General features: G+C 58.0%; 19 protein-coding genes and 1 pseudogene. 7 read left to right on the top strand and 13 right to left on the bottom strand.

The window, feature by feature from the left end:
• Positions 1-23: 23 nt before the first annotated feature.
• The 5 genes from AC1XDK_RS10805 to AC1XDK_RS10785 are packed head-to-tail and all read right to left on the bottom strand — an operon-like array spanning position 24 to position 7,160.
• Complete coding sequence (locus tag AC1XDK_RS10805; RefSeq protein WP_483349917.1) at positions 24-2,078, bottom strand: ArnT family glycosyltransferase; 2,055 nt, start codon at positions 2,076-2,078, stop codon at positions 24-26.
• 3 nt (positions 2,079-2,081) lie between these two features.
• The gene (locus AC1XDK_RS10800; protein WP_483349916.1) at positions 2,082-3,212 is read right to left on the bottom strand and encodes an ABC transporter ATP-binding protein; all 1,131 of its coding nucleotides are present in this window, start codon (positions 3,210-3,212) and stop codon (positions 2,082-2,084) included.
• Positions 3,202-4,809 (bottom strand): ABC transporter permease, encoded by a 1,608-nt coding sequence (locus tag AC1XDK_RS10795; protein ID WP_483349915.1) that lies wholly within the window; start codon positions 4,807-4,809, stop codon positions 3,202-3,204. The genes AC1XDK_RS10800 and AC1XDK_RS10795 overlap by 11 nt, the downstream gene beginning before the upstream one ends.
• Positions 4,809-5,957, bottom strand: a complete 1,149-nt coding sequence (locus AC1XDK_RS10790) for an extracellular solute-binding protein (protein ID WP_483349914.1) — start codon at positions 5,955-5,957, stop codon at positions 4,809-4,811. Before AC1XDK_RS10790 ends, AC1XDK_RS10795 begins: the two co-directional genes overlap by 1 nt.
• A gap of 48 nt (positions 5,958-6,005) precedes the next feature.
• Entirely contained in the window at positions 6,006-7,160 is a 1,155-nt protein-coding gene (locus AC1XDK_RS10785) for an alpha-1 4-glucan-protein synthase (protein WP_483349913.1), read from the bottom strand.
• A gap of 133 nt (positions 7,161-7,293) precedes the next feature.
• Here AC1XDK_RS10785 and AC1XDK_RS10780 point away from each other — a divergent pair.
• A pseudogene (locus AC1XDK_RS10780) lies at positions 7,294-8,340 on the top strand (RNA-guided endonuclease InsQ/TnpB family protein); the annotation flags it as partial.
• 104 nt (positions 8,341-8,444) lie between these two features.
• Here the strand turns inward: AC1XDK_RS10780 and AC1XDK_RS10775 are convergent.
• Positions 8,445-8,675 carry a DUF7120 family protein gene (locus AC1XDK_RS10775; RefSeq protein ID WP_483349912.1) on the bottom strand — a complete coding sequence of 77 codons (231 nt, stop codon included), beginning with the start codon at positions 8,673-8,675 and terminating at the stop codon, positions 8,445-8,447.
• A 378-nt stretch (positions 8,676-9,053) separates the two neighbouring features.
• Between AC1XDK_RS10775 and AC1XDK_RS10770 the strand changes: the two genes are divergently transcribed.
• The gene (locus AC1XDK_RS10770) at positions 9,054-10,469 is read left to right on the top strand and encodes an APC family permease (RefSeq protein WP_483349911.1); all 1,416 of its coding nucleotides are present in this window, start codon (positions 9,054-9,056) and stop codon (positions 10,467-10,469) included.
• 9 nt (positions 10,470-10,478) lie between these two features.
• Here the strand turns inward: AC1XDK_RS10770 and AC1XDK_RS10765 are convergent, their stop codons facing one another.
• Genes AC1XDK_RS10765 through AC1XDK_RS10755 form a run of 3 tightly spaced genes read right to left on the bottom strand, consistent with a single transcriptional unit; the run spans position 10,479 to position 12,246 of the window.
• Positions 10,479-10,694 (bottom strand): hypothetical protein, encoded by a 216-nt coding sequence (locus AC1XDK_RS10765; RefSeq protein ID WP_483349910.1) that lies wholly within the window; start codon positions 10,692-10,694, stop codon positions 10,479-10,481.
• Positions 10,695-10,700: 6 nt separating this feature from the next.
• Positions 10,701-11,039 (bottom strand): amidohydrolase family protein, encoded by a 339-nt coding sequence (locus AC1XDK_RS10760; RefSeq protein WP_483349909.1) that lies wholly within the window; start codon positions 11,037-11,039, stop codon positions 10,701-10,703.
• On the bottom strand, positions 10,993-12,246 hold the full coding sequence (locus AC1XDK_RS10755) for an RNA-guided endonuclease InsQ/TnpB family protein (RefSeq protein ID WP_483349908.1): 1,254 nt from the start codon (positions 12,244-12,246) through the stop codon (positions 10,993-10,995). The genes AC1XDK_RS10760 and AC1XDK_RS10755 overlap by 47 nt, the downstream gene beginning before the upstream one ends.
• 210 nt (positions 12,247-12,456) lie before the next feature.
• On the opposite strand from AC1XDK_RS10755, the gene AC1XDK_RS10750 reads away from it, so the two are divergent.
• Positions 12,457-12,693: a zinc ribbon domain-containing protein gene (locus tag AC1XDK_RS10750; protein WP_483349907.1), complete on the top strand. Its 237-nt coding sequence runs from the start codon at positions 12,457-12,459 to the stop codon at positions 12,691-12,693.
• A 315-nt stretch (positions 12,694-13,008) separates the two neighbouring features.
• On the top strand, positions 13,009-13,332 hold the full coding sequence (locus tag AC1XDK_RS10745) for a DUF7344 domain-containing protein (RefSeq protein ID WP_483349906.1): 324 nt from the start codon (positions 13,009-13,011) through the stop codon (positions 13,330-13,332).
• 13 nt (positions 13,333-13,345) lie between these two features.
• On the opposite strand, the gene AC1XDK_RS10740 is transcribed toward AC1XDK_RS10745, so the two are convergent.
• Together AC1XDK_RS10740 and AC1XDK_RS10735 are read right to left on the bottom strand one after the other, a co-directional pair.
• Positions 13,346-14,644 carry an RNA-guided endonuclease InsQ/TnpB family protein gene (locus tag AC1XDK_RS10740; protein ID WP_483349905.1) on the bottom strand — a complete coding sequence of 433 codons (1,299 nt, stop codon included), beginning with the start codon at positions 14,642-14,644 and terminating at the stop codon, positions 13,346-13,348.
• Positions 14,645-14,647: 3 nt separating this feature from the next.
• Positions 14,648-14,776: a hypothetical protein gene (locus AC1XDK_RS10735; RefSeq protein WP_483349904.1), complete on the bottom strand. Its 129-nt coding sequence runs from the start codon at positions 14,774-14,776 to the stop codon at positions 14,648-14,650.
• Between the two features lie 89 nt (positions 14,777-14,865).
• On the opposite strand from AC1XDK_RS10735, the gene AC1XDK_RS10730 reads away from it, so the two are divergent.
• Positions 14,866-15,060, top strand: a complete 195-nt coding sequence (locus tag AC1XDK_RS10730) for a transposase (protein WP_483350242.1) — start codon at positions 14,866-14,868, stop codon at positions 15,058-15,060.
• A gap of 487 nt (positions 15,061-15,547) precedes the next feature.
• Here AC1XDK_RS10730 and AC1XDK_RS10725 read toward each other — a convergent pair whose 3' ends face one another.
• Positions 15,548-17,635, bottom strand: a complete 2,088-nt coding sequence (locus tag AC1XDK_RS10725) for an alkaline phosphatase PhoX (protein WP_483349903.1) — start codon at positions 17,633-17,635, stop codon at positions 15,548-15,550.
• Positions 17,636-17,928: 293 nt separating this feature from the next.
• Between AC1XDK_RS10725 and ggt the strand changes: the two genes are divergently transcribed.
• Positions 17,929-19,782 (top strand): gamma-glutamyltransferase, encoded by a 1,854-nt coding sequence (gene ggt, locus AC1XDK_RS10720; protein ID WP_483349902.1) that lies wholly within the window; start codon positions 17,929-17,931, stop codon positions 19,780-19,782.
• Positions 19,783-19,894: 112 nt separating this feature from the next.
• Positions 19,895-22,819 (top strand): M14 family zinc carboxypeptidase, encoded by a 2,925-nt coding sequence (locus tag AC1XDK_RS10715; protein ID WP_483349901.1) that lies wholly within the window; start codon positions 19,895-19,897, stop codon positions 22,817-22,819.
• A gap of 628 nt (positions 22,820-23,447) precedes the next feature.
• On the opposite strand, the gene AC1XDK_RS10710 is transcribed toward AC1XDK_RS10715, so the two are convergent.
• Positions 23,448-24,521, bottom strand: a complete 1,074-nt coding sequence (locus AC1XDK_RS10710) for a thioredoxin domain-containing protein (RefSeq protein ID WP_483349900.1) — start codon at positions 24,519-24,521, stop codon at positions 23,448-23,450.
• Positions 24,522-24,699: the final 178 nt, after the last annotated feature.

Below are 24,699 nucleotides of genomic sequence, written 5' to 3'. Positions count from 1 at the left end.
GGGAGAGGTTAGGCAAACCTAAACTAATGGTTTTCCATCCCCCTCTTCGCGTGGGTCGCGTTCGTCACGAATCGCGTTTCCACCGACATATCGGACCCCGTTTCGTTGGGGATGAACATCGCTTCGCCGCCACAACGTCGCGGGTCTCGACAGATTTCGACGTAGGGAGTCAGCGCGCGTACCGTTCCGTTCGAGCGTTCGACGGGCATGCGTATCCGGTAATCGAATCCGGAGTCGCCGCCGTAGTGGACGAACGCAGTCACTCGAACGCTGTCGCGCACTCCCACCGGTAGAGACGTGTTTCCGACCGGTTCGACCTCACCTTCGAGATGAGCACTTCGTCCGGCAGTGACGATTTGGAAAGCCAGCGTATCGCCGGGGTCGTCCGCTACGTAGTAGGCGTGCCCTCGGTCGGTAGCGACGCGGAGGGAGACGTGGGTGGCGCCGGGCGGAATCCCCAATCGGTTTTCGAGGCTGACCCGTCCTCCGTGGACGACTCGAACCCGTTGAAGCCTCGCGTCGACCGGAGACCCGGAGTACGGGTTCCACTCCCCCCGGTAACTGTATCGATAGAGCGTCCGGTCGGGATACGCGTCGATGACCGCGAACTGGTTTTCCTGTAACGCGTAAACGACGCGACCGTCGAAGTTTGGGTTATTGCGAAGGGATTGAAACGGGTGGTTCATCCAGTCGCCGTACGGCGTCGGGAGAAACACGAGTGCATCGTCGAACGAACGGTTTTCGAACGGCTGGTAGCCGCTCTCGAGTCGCGCCGAGACGGCAGTGTTCTCCCGAAGCGGGTCCGCGACGGTGACTGCCGCCGTTCCGCCGACTACTGTCGCCGAAACGAGGAGAACGGCCGCACCGATTCGCCCGGCTCGGTGGGAATCGAACCGCTCGGAAACGAGCCTATCGAGCATTTCTATTCCCGATATGGCCCCGTACGCGGCGAACGCTGCCGTCGGAACGAGGAGGTCGAAGTGATAGTGTGGCCCGTAATATTCGATGAGTCCGTCGTTCGGGACCGCGAGCGCGCCGAGAATGTTGAGGTTCCCCCAGAAGAAGACGTTCCCCGCAACGACGGAGCAGAACAATCCGGCGAGCACCGCCTTTCTAGCGTCCCAGCGGCGAGAAGCGAACAACGAGGTGAGTCCTCCGACGGCGAGTACGGTCCCGAGCGGTCCCGCGACGACCCATTCGCTGAACAGCGAAGCGACGACCTGCGCGTTGGCTTCGAGCGCGAGCGTCGGCGTGTACGTTCGTTCGTAGCCGCGAATCGCGCGATGACCGAAGCCGAGGCCGTCGTGGGGAGCGAACGCCTGATAGGGGAACAGCCAGGGGGTGCCGGTTATCAGCGCGTTGTAGCCGACGGCCACCACGACCCCACAGAGGCCGAACGTGGCAGTCGTCATCTGTCGCATTACCACGGACCGGTCCCTGCCTCGAAGCGTCCAAAGCGCGTGAACGACGAACGGCGTAGCGAAGAGCACGGCAGTGTAGGGCCGCGAGAAGAAGGCGGTACCGACGCAGACGCCCGCGAGTGCGGCGTAGTCGAGACGGCCGGTGCGATCGGCCCGAAGATACGCGAACGCGAAGGCGAGGTTCCAAACGGTCGTGGGCGCATACGGGAGGAACAACGCGGATTGAATCAGAAAGAGCGGGGAGAGGGCGAAAAAGAGGGCTCCGAGAACGGCCGTCCGACGGTCGAAGACCTCCGCGACGACGCCGTAGGTCAATCCGACATTCGCGGCGGCGATGAGCGGAAGAGAGAAACGGTAGTTTCCGAGCGCTTTTCCGAGGGCGAACATCGCGGCCGGGACGGGCGCGTACTTCGGGATGAGCACCGACCCGCTCGGGGAGGCGCCGCTCGATTCGATGAAAAACCACGGCCGGAACGCTGTCTCGACGGGCGGTCGAAGTGCGAGCGTCCCGTGGAGCAACATCTCCGCCTGCTGGAGGTACACGGCTTCATCGTGGTTGGTCGAGTGAAACGGGAACACGCTGACGGCGATGACAAAGACGGCGATGGCGACGAGGACGGAGAGCGCGCCAGCGAGACGGGTGTGCCGGTGGACCATGACTTACTCGGCGGGATACCAAGCAAGCGTGTGGTCGGCGGTGAGATCCACGTTGACACGGTTGTCGAGACTGAACTCGGTCGCGTGATTGTGTTGGCAGTGAACGACCTCGCCAGTATCGAGTTCGACATCGTAAACGAACGACGGGCCGGTATACTGTCGATTGATTATCGTCCCATCGCCGATTCCCTCGGTCGGTACTGCCTTCAGGTCGTCCGGCCTGACGAGGACGTCGAGTCGCGCGCCGTCGTACTCGTCGGAGAGGCCGTTCAGCATCGACCCGGTGAGCCGACCGATTCCGGTTTCGATGGTGCCGTCCTCGAAACGACCGGAGATGAACCCGGCCTGGCCGAGGAACTCGGCGACGAATCGTGATTCGGGGTGTTCGAACACGACTTCGGGACGACCGATCTGTTCGATGCTGCCGTCGTGCATGACGGCGACACGGTCGCTCATCGACAATGCCTCCTCCTGGTCGTGGGTGACCGAGATGGCCGTCACACCCGCCTTCTTCAGGATGCGGCGGACCTCTTCGCGCATCTCGGTTCGCAGGCGGATGTCGAGGTTCGAGAACGGTTCGTCGAGCAGCAACACCGCGGGCTCCGGGGCCAGCGAGCGAGCGAGCGCGACCCGTTGCTTTTGCCCGCCGGAGAGTTGGTCGGGCGTACGGTCTGCGTACCCGGCGAGGCTCACGAGGTCGAGCAACTCGGCGACCCGTTCGCGTTGTCGGTCTTCGCTGGCGTCGGTTAGGCCGAACGCGATGTTCTCTGCCACAGTGAGGTGCGGGAAGAGGGCGAAGTTCTGGAAGACGAGGCCGATGTCACGGTTCTCGGGTGTGAGAGATTGCCCCTCGTCCGCGACGGTTGCGTCATCCACACGTACCGTTCCGGCGGTCGGGCGTTCGAGACCCGCGATCAGACGCAGGGTCGTCGTCTTCCCACAACCGGACGGGCCGAGCAGCGTGAGCAACTCACCGTCCCGAACGGACAGCGAGATGCCATCGACGGCCGTTTCCGAACGATACGACTTCGAAACGTCGTTGAGCTCCAACACCGAAGGTGGCGTCGGGTCCGTTCGGTTCGAGTCCTCAGTTGTCGTGACATTCGACGGCGTGTATTGTTGTTCATTCGACATTGTATCGCTCCTTTGCGAGAATTACCACCATTGAGAGACCGGAGATGCCGACGAGAACGAGCGCCGGTATCGCTGCTTGCCCATAGTATCCTGCACCCCGGACGAGCCAAATGTAGGTTACGATCGTGTCGAAGTCCGTCGGGTGAAGCATCAGCGTGGCGGGGAGTTCGCGCATCGTCGTGAGGAAGACGAGCGCGGCCCCGGCGGCGATACCCGGCGCGATCAGCGGCAGCGTCACGCGACGGAAAGCGACCGACGGCGGGTGGTCGAGGGTCCGTGCCGCCTCGATCAACCTCGAATCGACCTGCAGTACTGACGATCGGACGGTGCCGACGGCTTGCGGCAGAAACCGGACGACGTAGGCGAACAGGAGTACTGGAATCGACTGATACAACGCTGAGACTTCCTGCGAAGCCGAAACGAGCGCGAATCCCAGGACGATACCCGGAACGGCGTATCCGACATACGTCGCGCGGTTCGCCAATTTGGCGATTCGTGCGTCACTCCGTGCGGAGAGGTATCCCACGGGCAGCGCCGCGACGACACAGGCGATCGCGGCCGCACCCGCAACGACCACCGTATTGAATGCGAACGTCCACTCGAAGGTGAAGCCACTGCCGTAAGTCGACTCCGGACGGAACAGCCACATGACGAGGATTCCCAGTGGCACGACGAGCGTCATGAAGGCAACCGCCGCACAGAAGACGACTGCGGGCAATTTCCAGACCCCGAGTTCGAAGGTTCCCTGTCGGCCACCGCTCCCAATTCTCGTTTCACCGGCGTCGCCCAGTTGCGATTCGAGCGCGAGCACCGCGACGGTGACGACGACCAACTGTAACGACAGCAGCGCGGCGACTTCCGGATTGAAGGCGTTTGACTCGACGAAGATGGCTTGCGTGAACACTTCGAATCGCATGATAGCGGGCGTTCCGAAGTCCGAGAGCGCGTACAGGGCGACCAGTAACGCACCCGCGCTGATGCCCGGGACGAGCTGCGGAAGAACGACCCGTCGAAACGCCGACAGACGTCCATGATTTAACGTCCGGGCTGCCTCCACGAGTTGGCCGTCTAGTGACATCAGCGCCGCCCGTGTCGTCAGAAAAACGTACGGATAGACGAACAGCGTGAGCACGAGCGTCGCTCCCGGGAACCCGTATATCTCCGGGATTCGGGTGACGCCGAGCGGTGCGAGGACGTTCTTGAGAACTCCGTGAGGTCCGAACGCAGAGACGAACGCGAACGCGCCGATGTAGCTCGGAATCACGAGCGGAAGTGCCGCGGTTACAGTCCAAAAGCGACGGAACGGGAGGTCGCTTCCCGCTGTTAGAACCGCGAGTGGAACTCCGAGGAGGAGCGAACCGGCGGTGACACTCGCGACGAGCGCAACACTGTTGAGGAGGATATCTAGATTTCCTCCGCTCACGAGCGTCGAAACGGCTTCGTTCACCCCGACACGGGTCGCTCGAGCGAACACCCAGAGCATTGGGGAGAGAACGGCCGCGGCGATGGCACCGGCGACGAGGACGAGCGCGGTCGAGGGACCCTCGTCGTCGTCCTCGAATCCGTCGGTCGCCGCGATGTACTCTCGAATCGCCATCAGAGAACGCCGACCTCCCGCATGAGTCCGAGCGTCGGCTCGAGATCCGAAAGTTTCCGGAGGTCGATGCTGGGGGGCGCCAGTTCGTCGATACCGGGAAGGCCACCGACAGGCGGGACGCCCGGAATCATCGGATAGGCGTACGTTCTCGTCGCGAAAAACTCCTGTGCTTCGACCGAGAGCAAGTGGCGTACGAAGTCGATAGCCAACTGCTTCTTCTCGGTCCCTTGAAGGATTTCAGCACCGGCGACGTTGACGAGTGCTCCCGCGTCCTTCTTCGTGAACGCGAGATCGACGGGCGCGTTCTTACGGGACGCTTTCGCGCGAAGGACGTAGTAGTGGTTGGCGAACCCGACGTCGACCTCCCCGTCCGCGACCGCGTTGGAGACGAACCACTCGTCCCGGTATCTGCTTACGCCCTGATTTTTCACCCCTCTGAGCCACTGTTTCGTCTTTTTCGGGCCGTCGATGAGACGCATCGCGGTGACGAACGCCTGAAACGCCTCGTATGTCGGTGCCCATCCGAGCGTGTTTTTGAACCGCTCGTCGCGGGCAAACGCGAAGATGTCGTCCGGCAACTCCGACGCGGAATACTTGTTCGTGTTGTACGGAACGCTCCGCGCTCGGCCAGCGACGCCGACCCACGTGTCGTTCTGACCGTGGAACTCCTTCGGAACCGCCTTCGTCGCCTCGTTCGGCAGCTTCACCGTGGCACCCTTATCGGCGACGAAGCCGAGCGACCCGGCATCGACGGCGAGGAATACGTCCGCGGGGCTACTGCCTCCATCGGACTCCTCCGCGATGCGCTGGGCGAGGTCGCTCGACGGCTCGATGCGATGTTCGATCTCGAAATCCGGGTAGTGGGACTCGAGGAGTTTGATAAGTTTGAGATACAATCCACCTTCACCACCCCCGAGATACAGCGTAAGCGTTCCCGAAAGATCGGGGAGGTCCTTTATTCTGGTTCCCGATAGCTCGGGGCGGCTCTCGACGAGCGGACCCGAACCACGGAAGTCGGATAGAGACACTTGTTCGGGCTTCTCGGATTCGTTACCGGAGAGAAATCCTGTACACCCGGCAAGGGATCCGAGCGCCGTCATCCCACCTAATTGCAAGAAATGTCGACGTTCGACGGCGGAGCGTTTCATATAGTAGTTTAGGCAGGCCTAAATAGTATATAGCTGTCGATTTTCGGTTCAATCGTCCGCGGGGAGGCGACGCTGGTCACCGGCGAGTTCGGCGAGGCAATCGAGCCAATCCAGCATGAACTCCCCGATATGATTGAGAAAAGCACCGTTATTGTACGCGCTCCAATCTCCGTCCGCAAGCACACTCGCCATTGCAGCAAACACCTCGGCGTAACTGTCCGCATCGACACCGACGTCGTCGATGAGGCGCCAGAGGTGTTCGTTGAGTTCGAGGCCGGGAGCCTCGTTTACGAGGTCATCGAACGTCGGACGCGATGCCTTGTTGTGTTCACAGAGTGGATATCCGGTAAGTATCTCCTTGTCGAGAACGTCCGCCGCACGCTTCAGAAAGACGCCGCTCCAAATGTCGTCGAACCGACCGACATTCCATGGATTATCGTCCATCGGGAGCTGATAGAACGCCGGAATGATTTCACGCTTGAACGCGAGATTCATTGAGCACACCGTCAGGTACTGGCTTCTCCCCGCGACGAAGTTACCCTCGTAATCGTCGGCGACGGTTCGTGTTTGTGCCTGCCCCTGCAGATCGCCGTCCATCAATATTCTGACCGCATCGAGATCTGGAACGTTCGTCCAGAGCCCTTGCGAGGCGACGACATCGTCGACGTATTTCGTCCCTACAGTCATCGTTTCGTCCATCGCTGCGTACGGGTATCCTCGTGGATACAAACCGTGTCGCTCTGCGTTCTGATAGAGGACGTTTACCCACCGCGAATCGGTGTTTACGCGCTCGATTTCGCCTTCAAAGTCGAGATTAGCCATATGGGTACCGAAGTAGTCGAAATCGGCATGTGGGAGGGTATCGTCGTCGATGAACAGTCCGTAGGGGAAGTTGTTCGCCCACATGTACATCAGTCCGAAACTCGTTTGCGCATGGCTCGCCTCCGGGATGAGGTGCGAATACTCCGTAATCTCGTTTTCTTCGAACCAGCGACGGCGACGTGTTCCGTCAAATACCCTGCCTTCGACACCCGCTTCGTGAAGCATCGCTCGCATCTCTTCGAGCGGACAGTGGTCCTCCGTGATAAGCACCACGTGCAATCGGTCGAGGTCGAAGCCATGTCTCCTCGCGTTCTGAAAATACGAACGGAGACACTCGAAATCCCGAATGGTAGGCACCATTAGACAGATATCGGGGGTCATCAAACGACTTCCTCTCTTTAGGCGAGCCTAAAAACACTATCGCTTTGAATCAGAACGAGGGCAGTCGCTACCCAAAGTCAATCCAATATCTCCCGTCGAGCACTCGTATTTCAGCATAATTCGAGGTGGAGCCTCCGACCTCACCGCGAACCTCGTTCAAGAAGCCATCCGACGCGCCGTACAAGCGACGAAAGGGTGCGTCGAACGGTGGAAACAGGGCAAACGAGTGAGCCGGCCGGAGTTCACGTCATGGAGCATGGTCTACGACAAACGGAGCGCAACGTTCTACCGCGACCGTGTGTCTCTCTCGACCGTCAACGGGCGCGTCGAATGCGACTTTGAGCTTCCGGCAGATAGTCCGACGCCCTACGAGCGGTACGTTCTCTCAGAAGACTACGAGTTCCGGGCAAGTACACTCCAATACGATAAGGCGACCAACGAGTTCTACTTCCACATCACGACGCGGAAGTACGATAGCGACGAATCCGAGGTTTCGGAAGATACTAAGCACCAAACCGTCCTTGGTATCGACCTCGGCGTCAATAGCCTCGCAGTGGCTTCGACCGGCACGTTCTGGCAGGGCGACGACTATGACCATTGGTGCCGTGAGTTTGAGAAGCGGCGTGGTGAGATGCAACAGCGCGGAACGCAAGCCGTGCACAACGCGCTTCTTCGCCTCGGCAAGCGCGAAGAAGCATGGCGAAAGCAGTACATCCACACCATGGCCAACGAAATCGTCACGGAAGCCGTCGAACACGACTGCGGCGTAATCGCGTTCGAGGATCTAACGGATATCCGCGAGCGGCTTCCGCAGGCGAAGTGGCACCATCTATGGGCGTTTCGGCGTCTGTTCGAGTACGTCGATTACAAGGCCCCGGAACGCGGCGTCACGGCGAAGCAGGTTGCTCCGAACCACACGTCTCAACGCTGTTCTCGGACGGACTGTGGGTTCACGCACCGCGACAACCGCGACGGAGAACACTTCCACTGCCAGAAGTGCGGTTACGAGGTCAACGCGGACTACAATGCAGCGAAGAATATCGGGCTACGATACGCCCGGAAGCGACATCACAGACTCCGTTCCTCGCCCACGTCGGGGGGCGGAGACGCACCAGTAGATGTGCGTATAAATGGTGGGACGTTGAACGGCAAGAGTCACCGGCCTATTGCCGGAGACTGATTGCCGGGAGTCCACATCAAAGCCCCACCCTCAAGGACCGAGGTGCGCATGCGCCGAGGGAGTAGGGTGGGGTAGTTTACATATCGTGCTCTTTCCCTGTCTCCCTATAGCGGGTCGTCCTGGTAGCTGGCCGGGTCCTGCTGGTCGTTGACTGCTTGCGAAAAGAGGCTATCGTCCATCTCTTGGTCGCCCTCGCCCGTGGGTGCGTGGGCCGACACACCGAGCGTGAGGAGTTCTTCGATCGCCTGCTCTCGATTCAGGAAATCACCCTGGTCGACGAAGCGATCGATATCGGAGTCGATACGGTCGGGGAGGTCTACCTCGAATGTAACCATACGCCCACTCACAATCGAGGGTAAATGAATTCTCTGGTCTCCGTTCTTTTCCCGTTTCTCGACTGACCCGAAGTTCACTCATCCGTCCACGGGACGATACCTTCGAGGCGGTTCGTCAATCGAACGAAAGTAGGGTGCCACAGCGCGGTTAGACGATAACGGGTTTGTCCTTCCGTAGTGCGGCTAGCGTCTCACGGGTACACGGGAACCCTCGCGTGTTCCTCGACGTGATGAGGGACTCAACTTCATGCAAAACATTAACATGATTACTGAAGGCACTGAATAACTCGTGATTAGTTGATTGATTGTGATAAAGATATTCAAAATACTATTAATATTAAATAAATTATTTAACCATGTGGGAGAACAAAGGTTGCCATGGCGTCCGAACACGGAGGAAATGAGCTAACACGGGTATTGTCGAACCGCGACATTTTCGTTCTCGCATTTGGAGCGATGATCGGATGGGGATGGATCATTCAGACTGGGTACTGGATCGATGAGGGAGGAACGACGGGGGCAATTCTCGCATTCGCCATCGGGAGCGTTATGGTTGTTACTGTCGGATTGATCTACGGCGAGTTAGCATCGGCGATGCCGTTCGTTGGCGGCGAGCACGTCTATAGTTTACGAGCGCTGGGATCTGCGGGGTCGTTCGTCTGCACTTGGGCTATCATCCTCGGATACGTCAGCGTTGTCATATTCGAAGCAGTCGCTCTGCCGTCCGCGCTTGCATATCTCGTTCCCGGATTTAACGTTCTTCCGCTGTGGACGATCGCTGGCGAACCTGTATATGCAACGTGGGTACTTACGGGAGGTATCGGGGCAACCGTCATGACGGTACTCAATTACCGCGGCGTACGTCCTGCGGCGCAATTTCAAACCATTCTCACGCTCGTTATCGGGCTTGCAGGAATCACCCTCGTGATCGGTGCCGTTTTCAACGGACACTCTACTGCTACGCCACCGTTCACCGACGCCGGGTGGTCAGGGCTGTTCACCGTCGTCGTCATGACACCGTTCATGTTCGTGGGTTTCGACGTGATCCCACAAGCCGCCGGTGAAGCCGACGTTTCCTATCGCTCCCTCGGTCGGTTGATCGTTCTCTCGGTCGTAATGGCGGCGGCTTTTTACATCTCGGTTATCTGGGCCTCCGGCCAAGCGCTGTCCGGCTCCGTACTCGTAGAGAGTTCACTGCCAGCGGCAGCCGCGTTGAGTTCGCTATTCGACAGCACAGCCATCGGTCGAATCATGGCGCTTGCAGGAATCGCAGGAATTCTCACGAGTTGGAACTCGTTCATCATCGGTGGCAGTCGCGCAATGTACGCGCTCGCAGAAGCGAACATGTTACCGGGCAGGCTTGCTACCCTTCATCCACGCCACGGCACTCCATCGACCGCCATCGTTCTCATTGGCAGTATCTCGGTGCTCGCCCCGTTGTTCGGTGAACAGATGCTCGTTTGGGTCGTCAACGCGGGAAGTCTCGGTATCGTCCTCGCGTGGCTCTTCGTCGTAGTATCGTTCCTCGTATTGCGATACCGCGAACCGGAACTAGAGCGTCCTTTCAAACTTCCTGGCGGGTATGTGATCGGTGGTATTGGGCTCGTGCTGACCGCGTTCTTCGTCGGTTTGTACCTTCCCGGAGCACCGTCCGCTCTCTCGTGGCCGTACGAGTGGGTGATAATCTTCGTATGGAGCGTACTCGGGGTGCTCTTCTATCTGTTCTCGGAAGGGTCTTCGGGGGATACCACGATGGAAGACGCAAAAGACGCGTTCGAATCATTTGAGAACTGACGACGACTTTCACGGGGGGAGTTCATAGAGTCGAATCGCGTTCTCACGGAGGACATTTTCAGCGGTCGTAATCGCGTACGTCTCGGTGAGAAACCCGTCGCTCACGAGACGTTCGAGGACCGCGGCGAGGTCCGTCCGAATCCGGTTCGCCGCAAGCACGTACAGTTCCGGAACGCTGGATGCATCGCTCGCGTAGAGCAGTTTCGTCGTCGGTGTGAGTTCCAATACGTGTTATAGGAGCGGTTCACAGCCGTGTTGGACGAGGGGAATCGCGAGGGAGATATCGAGATGGACGTTGTCCAGCGTCGAGGTCACGTACCCCGCATTACGGACGTACGGATATCCGGCGTGAAGAAGCACGATGGGAGCGTCGGAGTGTGACCGGAGGAAGTCGTATGCGTATGTGGGGTCGACGAATCGAGGATGTGCATCGGCATCGCCGAATCCAGTGTGAAGTTGAATCGGTGCATCGTACGTACCCGCGATGCTCGTCGCTTCGTGAACCAGGTGACTCCTCCCCGCCCTAAAGGGCGGGGCTTCCTGTTTCGATGACGCGCTTTGCAGACACAACCATGTCCGTAGGGAGCGCAGTCTCCGCAGGCGTTGACGAATCGCGAAGCGATTCGTTCGCCAACCAGAAATCGAAGATTTCTGGTGACGTTGATTCGGGACAGCCCGTCCCTACTTTCTTGAGACCGCGAGCGAGAATGTTCCACGCCGCGTTTGCGTCTCGATCCGCTTCGAACCCGCACGATGGACACGAATGTTCGCGCACCCAGAGCGGCTTGTTCGTCTTCACACCGCACGCCGCACACTCTTTGGTCGTCCCTCGCGGGTTCACTGGAACGAAATGCGTGCCTTCGCGTTCACACTTGTATTCGAGCATCCGGAGAAAAGTACCCCACGCGGCGGATGCTCGGTTGCGTGAATTTGAATCGAACTGCATCATCCCAGCGACGTTCAAGTCTTCGACCGCCACAAGGTCGTACTCACGAGCGTAGTAGTTCGAGAGTTTGTGCAAGAAGTCACGGCGCTTCTGTTTCAACTCTGCGTGACGACACGCGACAACACGCTGTTGTGTGCGGTAGTTCGCCGACCCATGTTGTTTGCGCGAAAGGTCACGTTGTGCACGTTCCAGTCGTTTGCGTTCGGCGGAGAGGTCGAGCGATTCAACCGCCGTGCCGTCGGTGTCGTGTGCGTATTTGAGAATCCCAACGTCAATACCCACTACGTCCGTGAGTTCGTCGGGTTTCTTCGGTGGGTCGTCGGGCGTCTCAATGCCGAAGACGGCGAACCATTCGCCGGTCGGTTCTTTCTTCACCGTGACTTGCTTGAGTTTCGCACCATCCGGAATGTCCCGGTGCATTCGAACGGGTATCTCACCGATTTTTGAGAGTCGGAGAACAGGCTGACCACTCGTGTTCTTGAGTTCGAAGCCAGACTGTCGATACGTGAACGACCGGTATTCGGCTGGTGCTTTCCACTTGAGCAGACCGACCTTCCGACCAGTATCTTTCGCGTCTTTCAGCCGTGAGAGGTTGGTGTACAATCTCTCAACAACATTCTGAAGTGTGCGAGAATACAGGTTGGTGAGGTCGTCCCACCACTTCTTAATCGACGAGAGTTGATTGATTTCCCCGTACTTCGTCGTCCCGTCTTCGTGGTTGAGCCGGTGGAGAAAATGGTTGTACACTTGCCGATACAGGTCGCGGTGCCGGTCTAACGTCTCTCGGTGAGTGTCGGACGGGTTGAGCCTGTATCGGTAGTTGTAGCGCACGGTATCTACGTATAGACGCCGTATTTTTCTTCAGCATTTTTTGCGTGATGGGGATTTTCGTCCCTGCAATCAGGGCAAATATCGATATATCCCTCTGCTGACGACCCGTGTTTTTCTTCGAAGCGTTCTTCCGCAGCTTCCTGATCTTGGAAACATCCGATGAGGTCGACCGTTTGCCGGTCGCTCGTCTCACCACAGATATGAGACCGTATGCCGGGCGCAAAAGCGTTTCACGTGTGGGCGTTCCGGCGGTTCTACGAGTATGTTGAGTACAAAGCTACCGAGTTTGATATCACGACGATACAAATCAACCCGGTATACACATCTCAACGCTGTTCGAAGTGCGGTCATACCGAACGCGGGAACCGCCCGAAACAGGAGCGGTTCTGTTGTCGAAAGTGCGGCTATGAGGTTCACGCAGACTACAACGCGGCGAAGAACATCTGAATCAAGCATGTCCACGCGGGGCAAAAGTCTCCACGTGGACGGGCCAACCGTCAACTGGCCCTAAAGTCGGGAACGTTGAACGTGAGTGATGAGTTTACGTCTGCCGAAGTTTCGGCTTGAACGGGAGGTCACCGACAAACCTTGGCGTTCACGCCGGGGTAGTTGACCAACACTTGCAAGCGGCCCATCGCAAACTCTTCACGAAGACGTCAGGGACATCCTGATTCGCTGTATGCATATTAGGAACAAAATTTCATCGAGCACCTAAACGATTAGGTATTGGACTTCTATGGTTCGGACTGCATTAGTGGTCCAATGTCATCTAAGAACTGCACTGACCGGCGACTTTCGGTCGAAACGATTCACGAACTCTTGGCCGATCATCAACGACGTCTCGTCCTCATTCACCTCCACGACACGAATCGGTCCACTATCCCTCTTGCCGACTTGGTCGAGTTCCTGCAGGCTCAGGAGGACGGAGAGTCGAAGCGACGGGTACGAATCAATCTGCTTCACAGACATCTGCCAAAACTTGCGGACTACGGTATCATCGAATACGACCGACAAACAGAGACTGTATGCTATCGCGGGGATACGCAACTCGAAACGCTCGTCGAAATCAGTACGTTCTATGAGTGAACGGACCCCGCGGTCAAGTCACAGGGCTTCCTGCTTCCACGACATGCTTTGCATCCACCCGTCCCGAGTGACGAGCAAACGCAGGGAGCACAGTCTGCACAGGCGTTGACGAATCGCGGAGCGATTCGTTCGCCAGCCAGAAATCGAAGATTTCTGATGACGTTGATTCGGACTGTCCCGGCCCTACATGAAGAAATAGTTTGCTGAGTCCCCTATCGAGGATGTTCTTTGCCGCGTTCAAATCCCGGTCTTCCGTGTGACCGCATGCCGGACACGAGTGTTCGCGTACCCACAGCGGTTTGCTGGTTTCCACACCACACTGGCTGCACTCTTTCGTGGTTCCACGCGCGTCTACACGAACCACGTGAGTACCGTACAGTTTGCCCTTGTATTCGAGCAAGTCGAGGAACCGTGACCATGCGGCGTCCTGTTTGTTCTTCGCCGACTGACTGGTTTTCAGCATCGGTTTGACATCCAAATCTTCGACTGACACTACGTCGTACTCTTTGACTAGCCACGTCGAAAGTTTGTGCTGAAAGTCGAGAACCTTCCGTTTAATATGCCTCTTCACTCGTGCTACTTTCTGGCGTTGGTTTTCCCAGTTCGCCGAGCCGTGTTCCTTTCGGTCGAGCGAGCGCTGTTCGCGGGCGTAGTGGTCGTACTCGTCGGAGAGGTCCAAGCACTCGACTGAAAGGTCCTCGGAAGTGTGAATGTATGATAGAATCCCGAGGTCCACGCCGATACAGTCGGCAAAGTCGATATCCGCCGGGTCAGGCTTCTTTGACGGTTCGATTTCGACCACTAAGCAGGCGAACCATGTGCCTGTCCGTTCCTTCTTGAGAATAACGCGCTTGACGTTCTTCGTGTCGGGCAAGTCGCGGTGTGCTCGTATCGGTATCTCCCCGATTTTTGAGAGAGTAAGCGTCCCGAAGTCGTGGTCCGTCGTGTGATTGACGTTGAAACCTTCTGACTGGTACGCTACTGACCGAAACTCACCCGCGCCCTGCCATTTGAGCCGCCCTGTCTTACGACCGTCCTTTCGACGCTCTTTAAGACCCTCCTGGTCTTTTTGGATTTGACTTACGGTCTGTTGGGCGGCATGAGCTGACACTTCCGCAAAGGTCGGCCATTGTCGTTTCCACTCGGTAAGTTTCGAGTGTTGGTCGTAGGCGGTTGGGCGGTCGTTCCGCGGTGAACGGTAATAGTCGCGGACGGCGTGGTTACGAATTTGGCGGTGAATCTCGATATGTCGCCACGCTTCGCTGGCCGTGTTTTCGTTTAGATAGGCACGGAAGCGAAGCGTGATGTCCATTCGCTATTTAGACTCCTTTCGCTGTTGCTCCCGAATCGTTTTCTGAAGCAACCCGCTCGGAGAGAGGTGGGGTTGGTCGTCTAACCACTCGCCTTCTTCGTCCGAGACAGTATCTGTGTATCTTTTGTTCACACTCGAATTACGTTCTGGAACGTCTTAAGTGTATTAAGTGCGTAAACTGTGCATAGAAGTTCGACGGGGCGAATCAGACTGTCTATACTATCAACTATCACTTCGTCTGGTGTTCGAAATACCGGTATGCCATCCTCGATAAGATTAAACAGTCGTTGGAACGGAGATCCGAGAGATGGCCGAACGGTATGGATACGACGTACTCTCGTTCCTTATTGCCCCCGGTCCACGTACAACTGTTCCTGTCGGCTCACCCCAAACACGCCCTGAGCGAGATTGGTTGAACAATCAAGAGTATCACCACACGGGAAATGTGGGAAGAACACGAATCATTGTTGGCGAGAGTATTTTGAGGAGGTGGTTTCTGAGAACAGTTGCTCTATGTCGGGACGGCCGGGGAAATGGCAGTCAGTCTCTGGAACGGTACATCAACTGCATAGAGCATGTCTGAATCAACTCTACGTGATTCTACCCTCGGGGTCAAGCCCTGAGATATTCTTGCTGTGTTTTCTGTAGAGTACGAACTAGGTGTTTCGACCAATTTCTTGACGATTGGGATGACTGTTTTATTTTCTAATTGCACCACAAAGCATTTACCATGCCCGATGAAGCTACGTATTGTGGCGAGGCTGCCTCTGACATACCCTTCATGAGGCACTCGCTGGGTCTGGCGCCATCACTCCCGACTCACCCCGCCCCGTCACCTTTTCCGCGACGACCGAACCACCCACCGAGAGGAATTCATCGCTCCGCACGCTCGGGCACGGAGGACTAACAGCCTTCTGGGGTGTAAATCCAGATCATATTGTCGTTCGCGTGTCCTTTGTTACTCGTATCCTCGCCGATGATGACCCGTTTGTCCCGCATGACCACGAGGTTGTCCGGATTGGAGATGACGTTTTCCTCCTCGAAATCGTCCCCGGTCACGAGGTCGGACGCGGCCTTGCCGAGTTTCTTCATCCCGCCGCCGCTCGTTCCGTTCTCGTCTTCCTCCGTCGGGTTGTACCCGCAATCCGGACAGACACTGCTCTTCGAATCCGGTCGCGCATCGTACGGACAGCCGCCGCAGATGTTCGCGTTCGGCCCGCCAACGACCGCGGGTTCCATCCGCGAGACGTCGTAGTCGGCTTCCAGCGGCAGGCGGTAGACCGCACCCCACTCGTCGCCAGCGAGTTGAATGTCTCCCTCCTCGTCGTTCATCGTCTTGCTCGTCTCCGAAATCGCCATGTAGAGGAAGTCCTCTCCCGGCACGGCTCCGGTGCGGATGTTGAGACCCTCCATCTTGCGGAACTCGTCAGTCGCCCCGACGGCCGCGGCCGCCCGTCGGGTTTCGAGGAATGGGACGCGACGGAGTTCGTCGTCGATACAGCCGATTCCGCCGTCCTCGTACTGCGCGGCCCACGCTTCGACTTCGTCCGGCGTAATGTAGAACGGGTTCCCGTTCTCCTCGACGTAGGCGTCGATGTCCGCGAGGCTCGCATCGTCGTCCAAGGCGTCGACCTCCGCTCGAATCGCGAGGTAGTCCGACTGCGTAACCCCGTCGTATTCGGCTATCCACGATTCGATTTCGTCGAGGGCGGCGTGGCCGAGCGGTATCCAGTCGAGTTCGAAGCCGACTTCGGCGGGGTTGCCGTTCAGTTTCCCCCGTTGGTTCGCCTTGGCGACGTACAGCGTTCCCTTCGACCCGTACTCCGTGACGTCGCCCCGTCCGGCCACGTCCTCGTCGGCGACGAACTTGTAGAAACACTTCCCGGTGCCGTCGGAACTCGTGTATGCCGTCCGCTGGTCGGGCATGACCACCGCGACTTCGTGTGCCGCGCGGCCGAACGTGGTCAGTTTCGTGGCTTCCACGTCGCTCACGTCGTCCGCGGTCGGATTCCCCATCGTGACGATGTGGCCGTACCGGTACGGGTTCGCGTAGGTGTCCGAGATGAGCGTCGCCGTTCCGTTCCCGGGGACTTCGACGTCGTCTCCGCCTCGCGTCCCGCCGAGATACAGCGCCTGTTTTTCGACGCCGTTGAGGCCGAAGCTTCCCTGTACCTCCTCGCTTTCGATACCAGGACTGTCGTTGATGGTGGCCGGTTTCGGTCGGTTCCAGAACCGGGTAGCCGGATGCGAGTACTGCTCTTCCGCGCTCATCGGAATTCCCTCGGGGCTGACGCTCCCGAAGCAGTTGATGTTCGTCCCCTCGACGCGGCGAAGCGGTTCGTCCACGTTTTCGGAACCGACGACCTCCCAGCCACCGTTGTTCCCGCGCTGACGGAGGTGAAGCCGGGTTATCATCCCCGGTTGCGTCTCGAAGTTGGTGAACAGATATCCCTCGTCGCTCGTCTCGTCCGGGACGAAGCCGTTGAAATCGGGCCAGTACCCGTACTCGGAGTACTCGGAGCCTTCGAGGTCACCGACCGGCGTTCCGTCCGGCGTGGTCGGGATGCCGAGCGATTCACCGCTGTCGGTTTCGTCGCCGCCCTGTGCGAGGACTTGGTAGCTCCCCCGCGCCAACCGCACGTCCCCTGCCTGTTCCTCGTTTTCCGAGGGTTGAACGCTCGGAAAATCCAGTGGGAGGTCGTTCATGTCGACCCCGACGACGGCCCCGATGATTCCCTCGTTGTACGGGTCGTCGTTCTCACGGCTCGGATGTTGGACGTTGAAGAAGAACTGCCCCTCCTCCGTGACGTACAATCCCGTCACCTCCGCGCCGGTGGCGCTCGTCGCGAACCGATGGAGGGTCGGCCCTTCCTCACCCTCGTGACCGTGTCTCGCCGGGTCCTTCGTCATCGTCCCAGTTCCGGCGTGGCTGAGGAAGGCTGTCGATGCAGTCGCGGCTAATACCCCTCTTCGGGTGACCTTTTTGTCCATATATTCGTGAACGTTGTATCCATACATATAATTATTCTAAATATTATAACATAATATAATATATGTGGTGCAAATAAAACATCCGTAGCGTTGCTTTGTCTGCCGTTCAGCCCATACGGAACGCGCTGTGACCATTTCGTACTACGAGACCCCTCCTCCTGATGGGAGAGAAAGTCGCGTCCATCCCTGTTTGATCGCTTCAGATTACACTTAAAATAGTACCTCAAATCTAAATTCTTAGCATCTAGAATAATAAAATATACTTATTCGGTTCTACACCATACATCGATAGGATGAATGGAGAAAACGACACCGAGCGGAGACGCTCCGATACGGCAACGACTGAAGAGGCCGGAAGTACCAAACGACGAACCTTCCTGAAAGGGTCGATGGCGACTGTCGGCGCGAGCGTCGCGTCCGTGAGTGCTGGCGAGGCGTCCGACGACGGTAGTCGCGTGAAACAAGGGTTGGGGAACGTCGCGACGGCCACCGGCGACGAAATGGTCGCGACGGTCCATCCGCAAGCGACCCGGGTCGGTGCGGACGTCCTCGCCAACGGCGGCAACGCGGTCGATGCCGCGGTTGCGACACAGTTCGCGCTCAACGTCGTCCAACCGCACAGTTCCGGAATCGGCGGCGGCGGTTTCATGCTCGTTTACTCGGCCGACGTGGACGTCGTGTACGCGGTCGACAACCGCGAGCGAGCGCCGCTCGGTGCGACACCCGAGATGTTCCTCGACGACGATGGGAAGCCGATACCGTTCGAGAAACGACACACCAGCGGACAGGCGGTCGGCGTCCCCGGAACCCTCCGTGCCTGTGACGTCGCGCTCAAGCGGTTCGGTTCGAAATCACTGGGGGAACTCATCGACCCCGCGATTTCGCTCGCGTCGAACGCCTGCCCTCGGGTGACAGTCGACGCTCCGTTGGCCGAATCCATCGCCAACAACGCGGACCTGTTCAACGACGCAGCGCGTGCGGTGTTCGCTCCGAACGGCACCCCACTCAAAGAGGGAGACTCGCTCGTGCAACCGGATTTAGCGAAAACGTTCCGGCTCATCCGTGACGACGGCATCGGGGCGTTCTATCGGGGCGAAATCGCGGAGGCGACTGCTCAAACGGTGCAGGAAAGCGGCGGCAGTATGACCGTCGACGACCTCGCGGGATACAACGTGACGATGGACCACCCCGAGCACGTGGAGTTCGGGGACGTGACGGTTCGGACGATGTCCCTGCCGAGTTCCGGCGGGTTGACCATCGGCCAGATTCTGAAGCTCGTCGAACCGTTCGACCTCGGAGGGTACGAATCGCGGTCTTTCGAGCGCTATCACGCGCTCATCGAGGCGTTCCACCTCGCCTACGCGGACCGCGGCGCGTACATGGGCGACAAACTGTTCGTCGACGCCCCGTGGCAAGGGCTTCTCGACGAGGAGTACGTGAAGCGACGACGCCGACTCATCTCCTTCAGTGAAGCCGGACCGGAGCGCTCGCCCGGCGACCCGTGGTCGTTCCAACCGGGGGACCCGTATCGGGTTAGTCCGCTCGGGGATTCCGGGACGAACGAGCGCCGAGCGACGGACCTTCGCTCCGACAGGGGGCAGACGACACACTTCACGGTCGCTGACAGCGACGGAAACATGGTTTCGTCGACCAGCACCATCGAGCAGTTCTTCGGAACGAAGATGATGGTGCCCGGCTACGGATTCATGCTGAACAACGAACTCACCGACTTCGATGCGACCCCCGGCGGGCCGAATCAGGTGCAACCGAACAAGCGACCGCTGAGCAGCACGAGCCCGACCATCGTCTTCCGCGACGGCGACCCGTACATGACGGTCGGCTCACCCGGTGGCAAGACCATCATCACGACCGTCGCACAGGTCCTCCTCAACGTCGTCGAGTACGGTATGAGTCTACAGTCGGCGATAGCAGCGCCGCGGCTCTACGCCGACGTTGACCCGGACGTTTACTGGGAAGACGGCGTCCCCGAGGGGGTACGAAAGAAGCTACGCGCCCGCGGTCACGCGCTGAACGACGAACCCACGCAACTCGGCAACGTGCAGGCGATTCGGGTGCTCGATTCCGGGAAATACCGCGGCGCGGCGGACGGACGCCGGAACGGGGCCGTGTACGACGGGTCGGAGTAGTCGGTTATCGACCGACATGAATGATATTTTTTAAGTAATTATAATAATATTAGATAACTATTAATACAGAAAGTAAGTAACGTACGGTGGCACTCCCGTGCCGTGTTATCAAGTGCACAACGAACGTACTCACACAACTGAATTGGACCGCTCGAAAGACATCCCGATTTCACGACGGCAGTTCGTCCGACTGTCCGCTGCGACGGCCGGAGCGGTGTCGCTATCCGAAGGTGTCGTTGCCGATTCCACTCCGTCGACAGTACCGACCGAACTCTACGACTTTATCCGCAACCGCGTCGAGGAGGACTACGAAATCCCGACGTTGGTCGTACTCGACCGACCGGCGTTCGAAGCCCTCGAACCATATTCGGACGACTATTTCCGTACGACGACTGACCCGGAAACCGCGGCGTGGCTCCGGTTGACGCCCGAGGAAGCGCGAGACGTGGCCGAACTCGACGCCGTCGATACGCTGAAGTACTCGCCGGGGTCGAACCCGTTCTGGCGACTCGGCGATTACACGAACGGCGTCTTCCCGTCCGTCGACGACAGCGTCGATTACATCGACTACGAACAGATGGTCGACGGAGTTCACCGTCTCGAAGACGAGTACAGCGACCGAGTTCGCGTCCGGTCGTGGGGACGGAGTCCGGGACACGAGAACCTCTTCGAGGAGACGGCGTCCGACCCGCAGGAACTGTGGGTCGTCGAGGTGACGAACGACATCGACCACGAGGCGACGTTTCGGGAGAAGGAAAAGGTGTTCTTCTCGTTGAGCATCCACGGTGACGAGCGGTCCGGGGCGGAGGCCGGTTCCCGGTTCGTCCAGCGACTGCTCGAAGGCAACGAACCGACGGTCGAAGCGATGTTGGACGACGTCGTGTTGCTGTTCGCGTACACGAACCCCGACGGGTTCTCCGCGCGTCGACAGGAGTATCTCGTCAACGACGACCCGGTAGGCGACCCCGAATCGGAGAACAACTCCTTCAAGCGGGTGACGGGGACAGGCGTCGACCCGAACCGCGGGTATCCGACGGTCGGCTGGATCAATCCGTCGTACTATCCCGCCGAGCCGAACGGCCGCGACCTGTGGAACGACGATCCGGGCGTCGACGAGGACGTCCCGACGTCGCCGAAGGACTACGAGGAGATAGTGCCCGACTCGCTCGACATCGTCGAAGCGCTCCGCGGATACGACAACCTCAACTACGGGTCGGACCTTCACGGCATGTTCTGGTCGTCGAACTTCATCGAGGGACTCATCGTGAATGACCAGTACGACCACGGCGAACTCCACGACATCTACGAACTCAACCGACGGACGAACAGTCGGGTCGAAGACGAAATCGGTACCGACCTCGACGACCGCCGTGACCGGTTCGAGGCGCTGAACAGGGAGTACCTGATAGACGGGTACGGCGTCCCTCCGGAGGACGCAGACCGGTACGATACCCCTGTACCGGAAGCGGCCTACGAATACGGCACCATCTTCGACACGATTCAGTACACGACTTCGGGGACGCTCATCAGTTGGATGAGCCACCCGGAGGAACAGGGTGGCCTCGGCGTCTCCATGATGGCCCACGAGATGGGGTGGGACAATCGCGTGTTCGACCGAATGGTGTTCCGCCCGTGGTTGGTCGACCTGCAGGTGCGTGGCTTCCAGGAGGCGATTCGAACCGTTACCGAACACGCGGCGACAGAGGTGACGGCCGACATCCAAACCGGAAAGGCGACCACCGCGTACGTCGAAACCGACGCCCTCACGCGACGTTCGAGCGCGCTCTCGTTCGAAGCGACTGATACGACGACGGCCAGCGAATCCGTCGCGGTCAGCAAGGAGTGGACCGCATCGAACGTATCCGTTCCGGACGGAGCGCACGCACTCTCGGTCACGGTCGATTCACCGAGTGGTCCCGTCCGCTCGAAACTCCGCGACGGAAGCGGACGGGTCGTGCGTTCCCACGAATCCGATGGCGAGCGTCCACGGCGGACGGTCGAATGGTCGATTCCCTCGCCGTCTTCGGGCGAGTGGACGGTCGAGGTGAAAACGCTCGGCGGCGAACGGGAGAGACGGGCAACCATCGGTCGAGCGGTCGTCGGGAGTACCGACGACGACGTGACCTCCCCCGACCCCGAGTCGGTTTTCGGCTACGAACAGCGGAGCTACAGCGTCTCGCCGCTCGCGTACTTCCGCGATTACGAGGCGTACATGAATGGGAGAGACGGTCGAGGACACCGCGGATGGGGTGGTCATCACGGTCATTGGGGAGGACACGAACACCACGGTCGTCGGGACGGACACGGAAGTCGCGGACGACACGGTCACGGTGGAAGAGGGAGACACGGCGACGGCAACCTCACGGGGGCGATGACGGGACTGACCGTCGAAGACGTCAAAGACGGCGCGCTGTTCCGCGGCAAAAGCCGGGAACTCGCCGTCGAAAACCTCGTCGTCTCCCACGCGGACGGTGCCGACGACGACGCGTACGTCCGCGAACTCGACCGGTTCGTCTCGAACGGGGGTAATCTCGTCCTCACCGATACCGGCGTCACCTACCTCGGACTGCTCGACAACGACTTGGCCGCCGGGATTACGGCGGACGACGTTACCACGTTCGAAAGCTCGATTCCGCACTTCGACGCGCGGAACGACGACCACCCGCTGTTGACGGGAACGCGGAACGTTCAACGCGAACTCTACAACGTCCCCCCGCTCGGCTATCCGATAGCTAATGCACCCGCGACCGGGGTCGTTCCGACCGCCTTCGAGAACGCCGGAGGAACGGTCGCCGGGGTTACCGACGGCCAACAGCGTCTCGTGACGGCAGGGTCCATAAGCCGCGACGATGGCACCGGCATTCACGTTCTGGGAGGGATGATACCACCTGCCTACCAAGGCGTGGCACACCCGTTCGGGATGCTGGAGTACACCACGACGTTCCTGAGCCACACCGTCCTCACGAACGCGCTCGGATTTACGCAGCGTCGGTACGTGAACGGCGAACTCGTCGAATCGTTCGGCACGACCGATTGAACTGCGGTCTCGCGTCTCGTCAGGCCCCATTTGTCGTTCGGTCTGGTGGCCCCTCGGTCAGATTTCGACTCTGACCACGAGGTTCAGATGGCGGTTGACCGGACGAGATGCGGTCAGGTGCCCGATTTCGCTGGTCGGCGGAGTCAACTCCGACCTACCCGCGTTGGGTACCGTGTAATAAATTACTGTCAGCTGTACAATCACAGGTATTGATATCGCATGCTATCTTTTAGCAAGGTGTCGATGTCCATTCAAGGTACTGATCAGGAGGTCTGGGAGGACTCGATCGTCCGAACAGCGGATACTCGTCTCGCTGACCTTCTCCTTTTGGAACAAAGTCTGAAAATGCTTTCGTGGTTTCTGATCGGCGGCGTGTTCGTCGGTCTGGTCGTTGTTCGATTGCTCGGAACGTATCACGTTCCGCCCGGATTACTCCTCCTTTCGTTGTTAGGCCAGGGATGTTTCTTCGTCGGAATCTATTATCTGACTCAGATACGTGTCCCCTCGGAGGAACTCTCGATACACGACTCGACAGATTGATCTGGTGTTATCGTTCGATCGGCAAGGGCGGTATTCAGTATGTCAAGATACTAACAGCATGATGGAATAAGAATTGATGATCTATCTCTCAGAGACCAAGAATATTTTTGAACACACTATAACTTTGCCTTCCGACGATTTTCGTGACGTATTTATCAGATCTAAAGGCGAAAAACGTCGGTGTTCCTGGTATATTTGCAGCCTTTGCCACAGAGTAGTCTTCCTTTACTTGTTTTCTATATCTCTTCGACTTTGCCTCGCGAATGATTTTCCGCCCGCTTAACCGTGTGTTGTAGTTAATAAAGGATTTTGTTTTCGAGAGCACGTTCCCAGCATCAAATTGGTCTTGATTATTAAAGTAGAATGCTTTGAGCTTCCAAAACGCTTGTTCATCCCGGGCATAGGTCGATTCTAACGCATAGATTGCGTGGGACCCCCATTTATCCACCACGGGGATTGTTCGTACCACAAAAGAAAGATCCCCTGAGTTGATATGATTTCGCTTGAGCTTTGGATAGGTATTTTTCTCGAAATACACACAATTGGGGCAGGACGGGTCTTCGAATACGATCAGAGTGGCATCCGTGCTGAATGGCATCGGTCCTTGAGTCGGTTCATCGAACACCCCATTCGCAGATGGATGATTCGGTGTCGAGCGGCTATTTGTTGTTGTCGTTCGAATCGAGCTAGTTATTTTTTGCGTAGTCGTTGATTGAGTTGGCTTCGTTGATTTTTGTTTTGTCGTCGGTTGTGGTGTGCTCGTCGATTGCCTGGTTGTTGATTGAATTTTGGTGGTAGTTTCTGGCTCATCTGTGGATTTAGTCGTAGACTGTACTGTGCTACTGGTTTTCTCATCTGTTGTTGTCTGTGTTGTACTAGGCGGCTGTTCAGTAGTAGCCTGAGTTGTGCTGGCTGTTTCCGGTTCTGTCGTTGATTGGGTTGTGGTAGTTGTTCTATGTTCTGTTGTCGATTCTGCACTTTGAACGGTCGTTGTCGACGTGGCAGTGTGTGTTGTCTTCGTTTTCGGCGATTTCTGCTTTCCTACCGTTGTAGTTGTTGAACGAGTAGAGTCAGTAGTGCTAGTCTTATTTGATTGGGAGGTGCAACCAGATAGTAAGAAACTTGCTGGCAAAATTGTTTTGAGGAGGGTACGTCTATCCATTACAATTATTGTCGCTTTTAATGTTTTTATAACTGACGGTTAAGATTACAACTATCAAAGTAACTCATTCTACCGGTATATAATCATCATATATCTTGCTTAACTCCATCAAAATTCTGTAGAAACGCAGTCACTCATCGTCCACACTGTAGTACCCACCCTCTCTCCACAACGTCAA

The sequence above is a fragment of the Haladaptatus sp. HS23 genome (assembly GCF_056892285.1).
The sequence above is the reverse complement of the archived record's forward strand: the minus strand, read 5'-3'. Positions and strand labels throughout refer to the sequence as shown.

What these genes read in the sequence shown, in the direction of transcription:
- ggt (WP_483349902.1), top strand. Translation starts at nt 17,929, where the DNA reads ATGAATGGAGAAAACGACACCGAGCGGAGACGCTCCGATACGGCAACG.
- AC1XDK_RS10745 (WP_483349906.1), top strand. Translation starts at nt 13,009, where the DNA reads ATGTCATCTAAGAACTGCACTGACCGGCGACTTTCGGTCGAAACGATT.
- AC1XDK_RS10750 (WP_483349907.1), top strand. Translation starts at nt 12,457, where the DNA reads ATGCCGGGCGCAAAAGCGTTTCACGTGTGGGCGTTCCGGCGGTTCTAC.
- AC1XDK_RS10785 (WP_483349913.1), bottom strand. Translation starts at nt 7,160, where the DNA reads ATGACCCCCGATATCTGTCTAATGGTGCCTACCATTCGGGATTTCGAG.
- AC1XDK_RS10725 (WP_483349903.1), bottom strand. Translation starts at nt 17,635, where the DNA reads ATGGACAAAAAGGTCACCCGAAGAGGGGTATTAGCCGCGACTGCATCG.
- AC1XDK_RS10805 (WP_483349917.1), bottom strand. Translation starts at nt 2,078, where the DNA reads ATGGTCCACCGGCACACCCGTCTCGCTGGCGCGCTCTCCGTCCTCGTC.
- AC1XDK_RS10790 (WP_483349914.1), bottom strand. Translation starts at nt 5,957, where the DNA reads ATGAAACGCTCCGCCGTCGAACGTCGACATTTCTTGCAATTAGGTGGG.
- AC1XDK_RS10710 (WP_483349900.1), bottom strand. Translation starts at nt 24,521, where the DNA reads ATGGATAGACGTACCCTCCTCAAAACAATTTTGCCAGCAAGTTTCTTA.
- AC1XDK_RS10775 (WP_483349912.1), bottom strand. Translation starts at nt 8,675, where the DNA reads ATGGTTACATTCGAGGTAGACCTCCCCGACCGTATCGACTCCGATATC.
- AC1XDK_RS10800 (WP_483349916.1), bottom strand. Translation starts at nt 3,212, where the DNA reads ATGTCGAATGAACAACAATACACGCCGTCGAATGTCACGACAACTGAG.
- AC1XDK_RS10795 (WP_483349915.1), bottom strand. Translation starts at nt 4,809, where the DNA reads ATGGCGATTCGAGAGTACATCGCGGCGACCGACGGATTCGAGGACGAC.
- AC1XDK_RS10770 (WP_483349911.1), top strand. Translation starts at nt 9,054, where the DNA reads ATGGCGTCCGAACACGGAGGAAATGAGCTAACACGGGTATTGTCGAAC.
- AC1XDK_RS10740 (WP_483349905.1), bottom strand. Translation starts at nt 14,644, where the DNA reads ATGGACATCACGCTTCGCTTCCGTGCCTATCTAAACGAAAACACGGCC.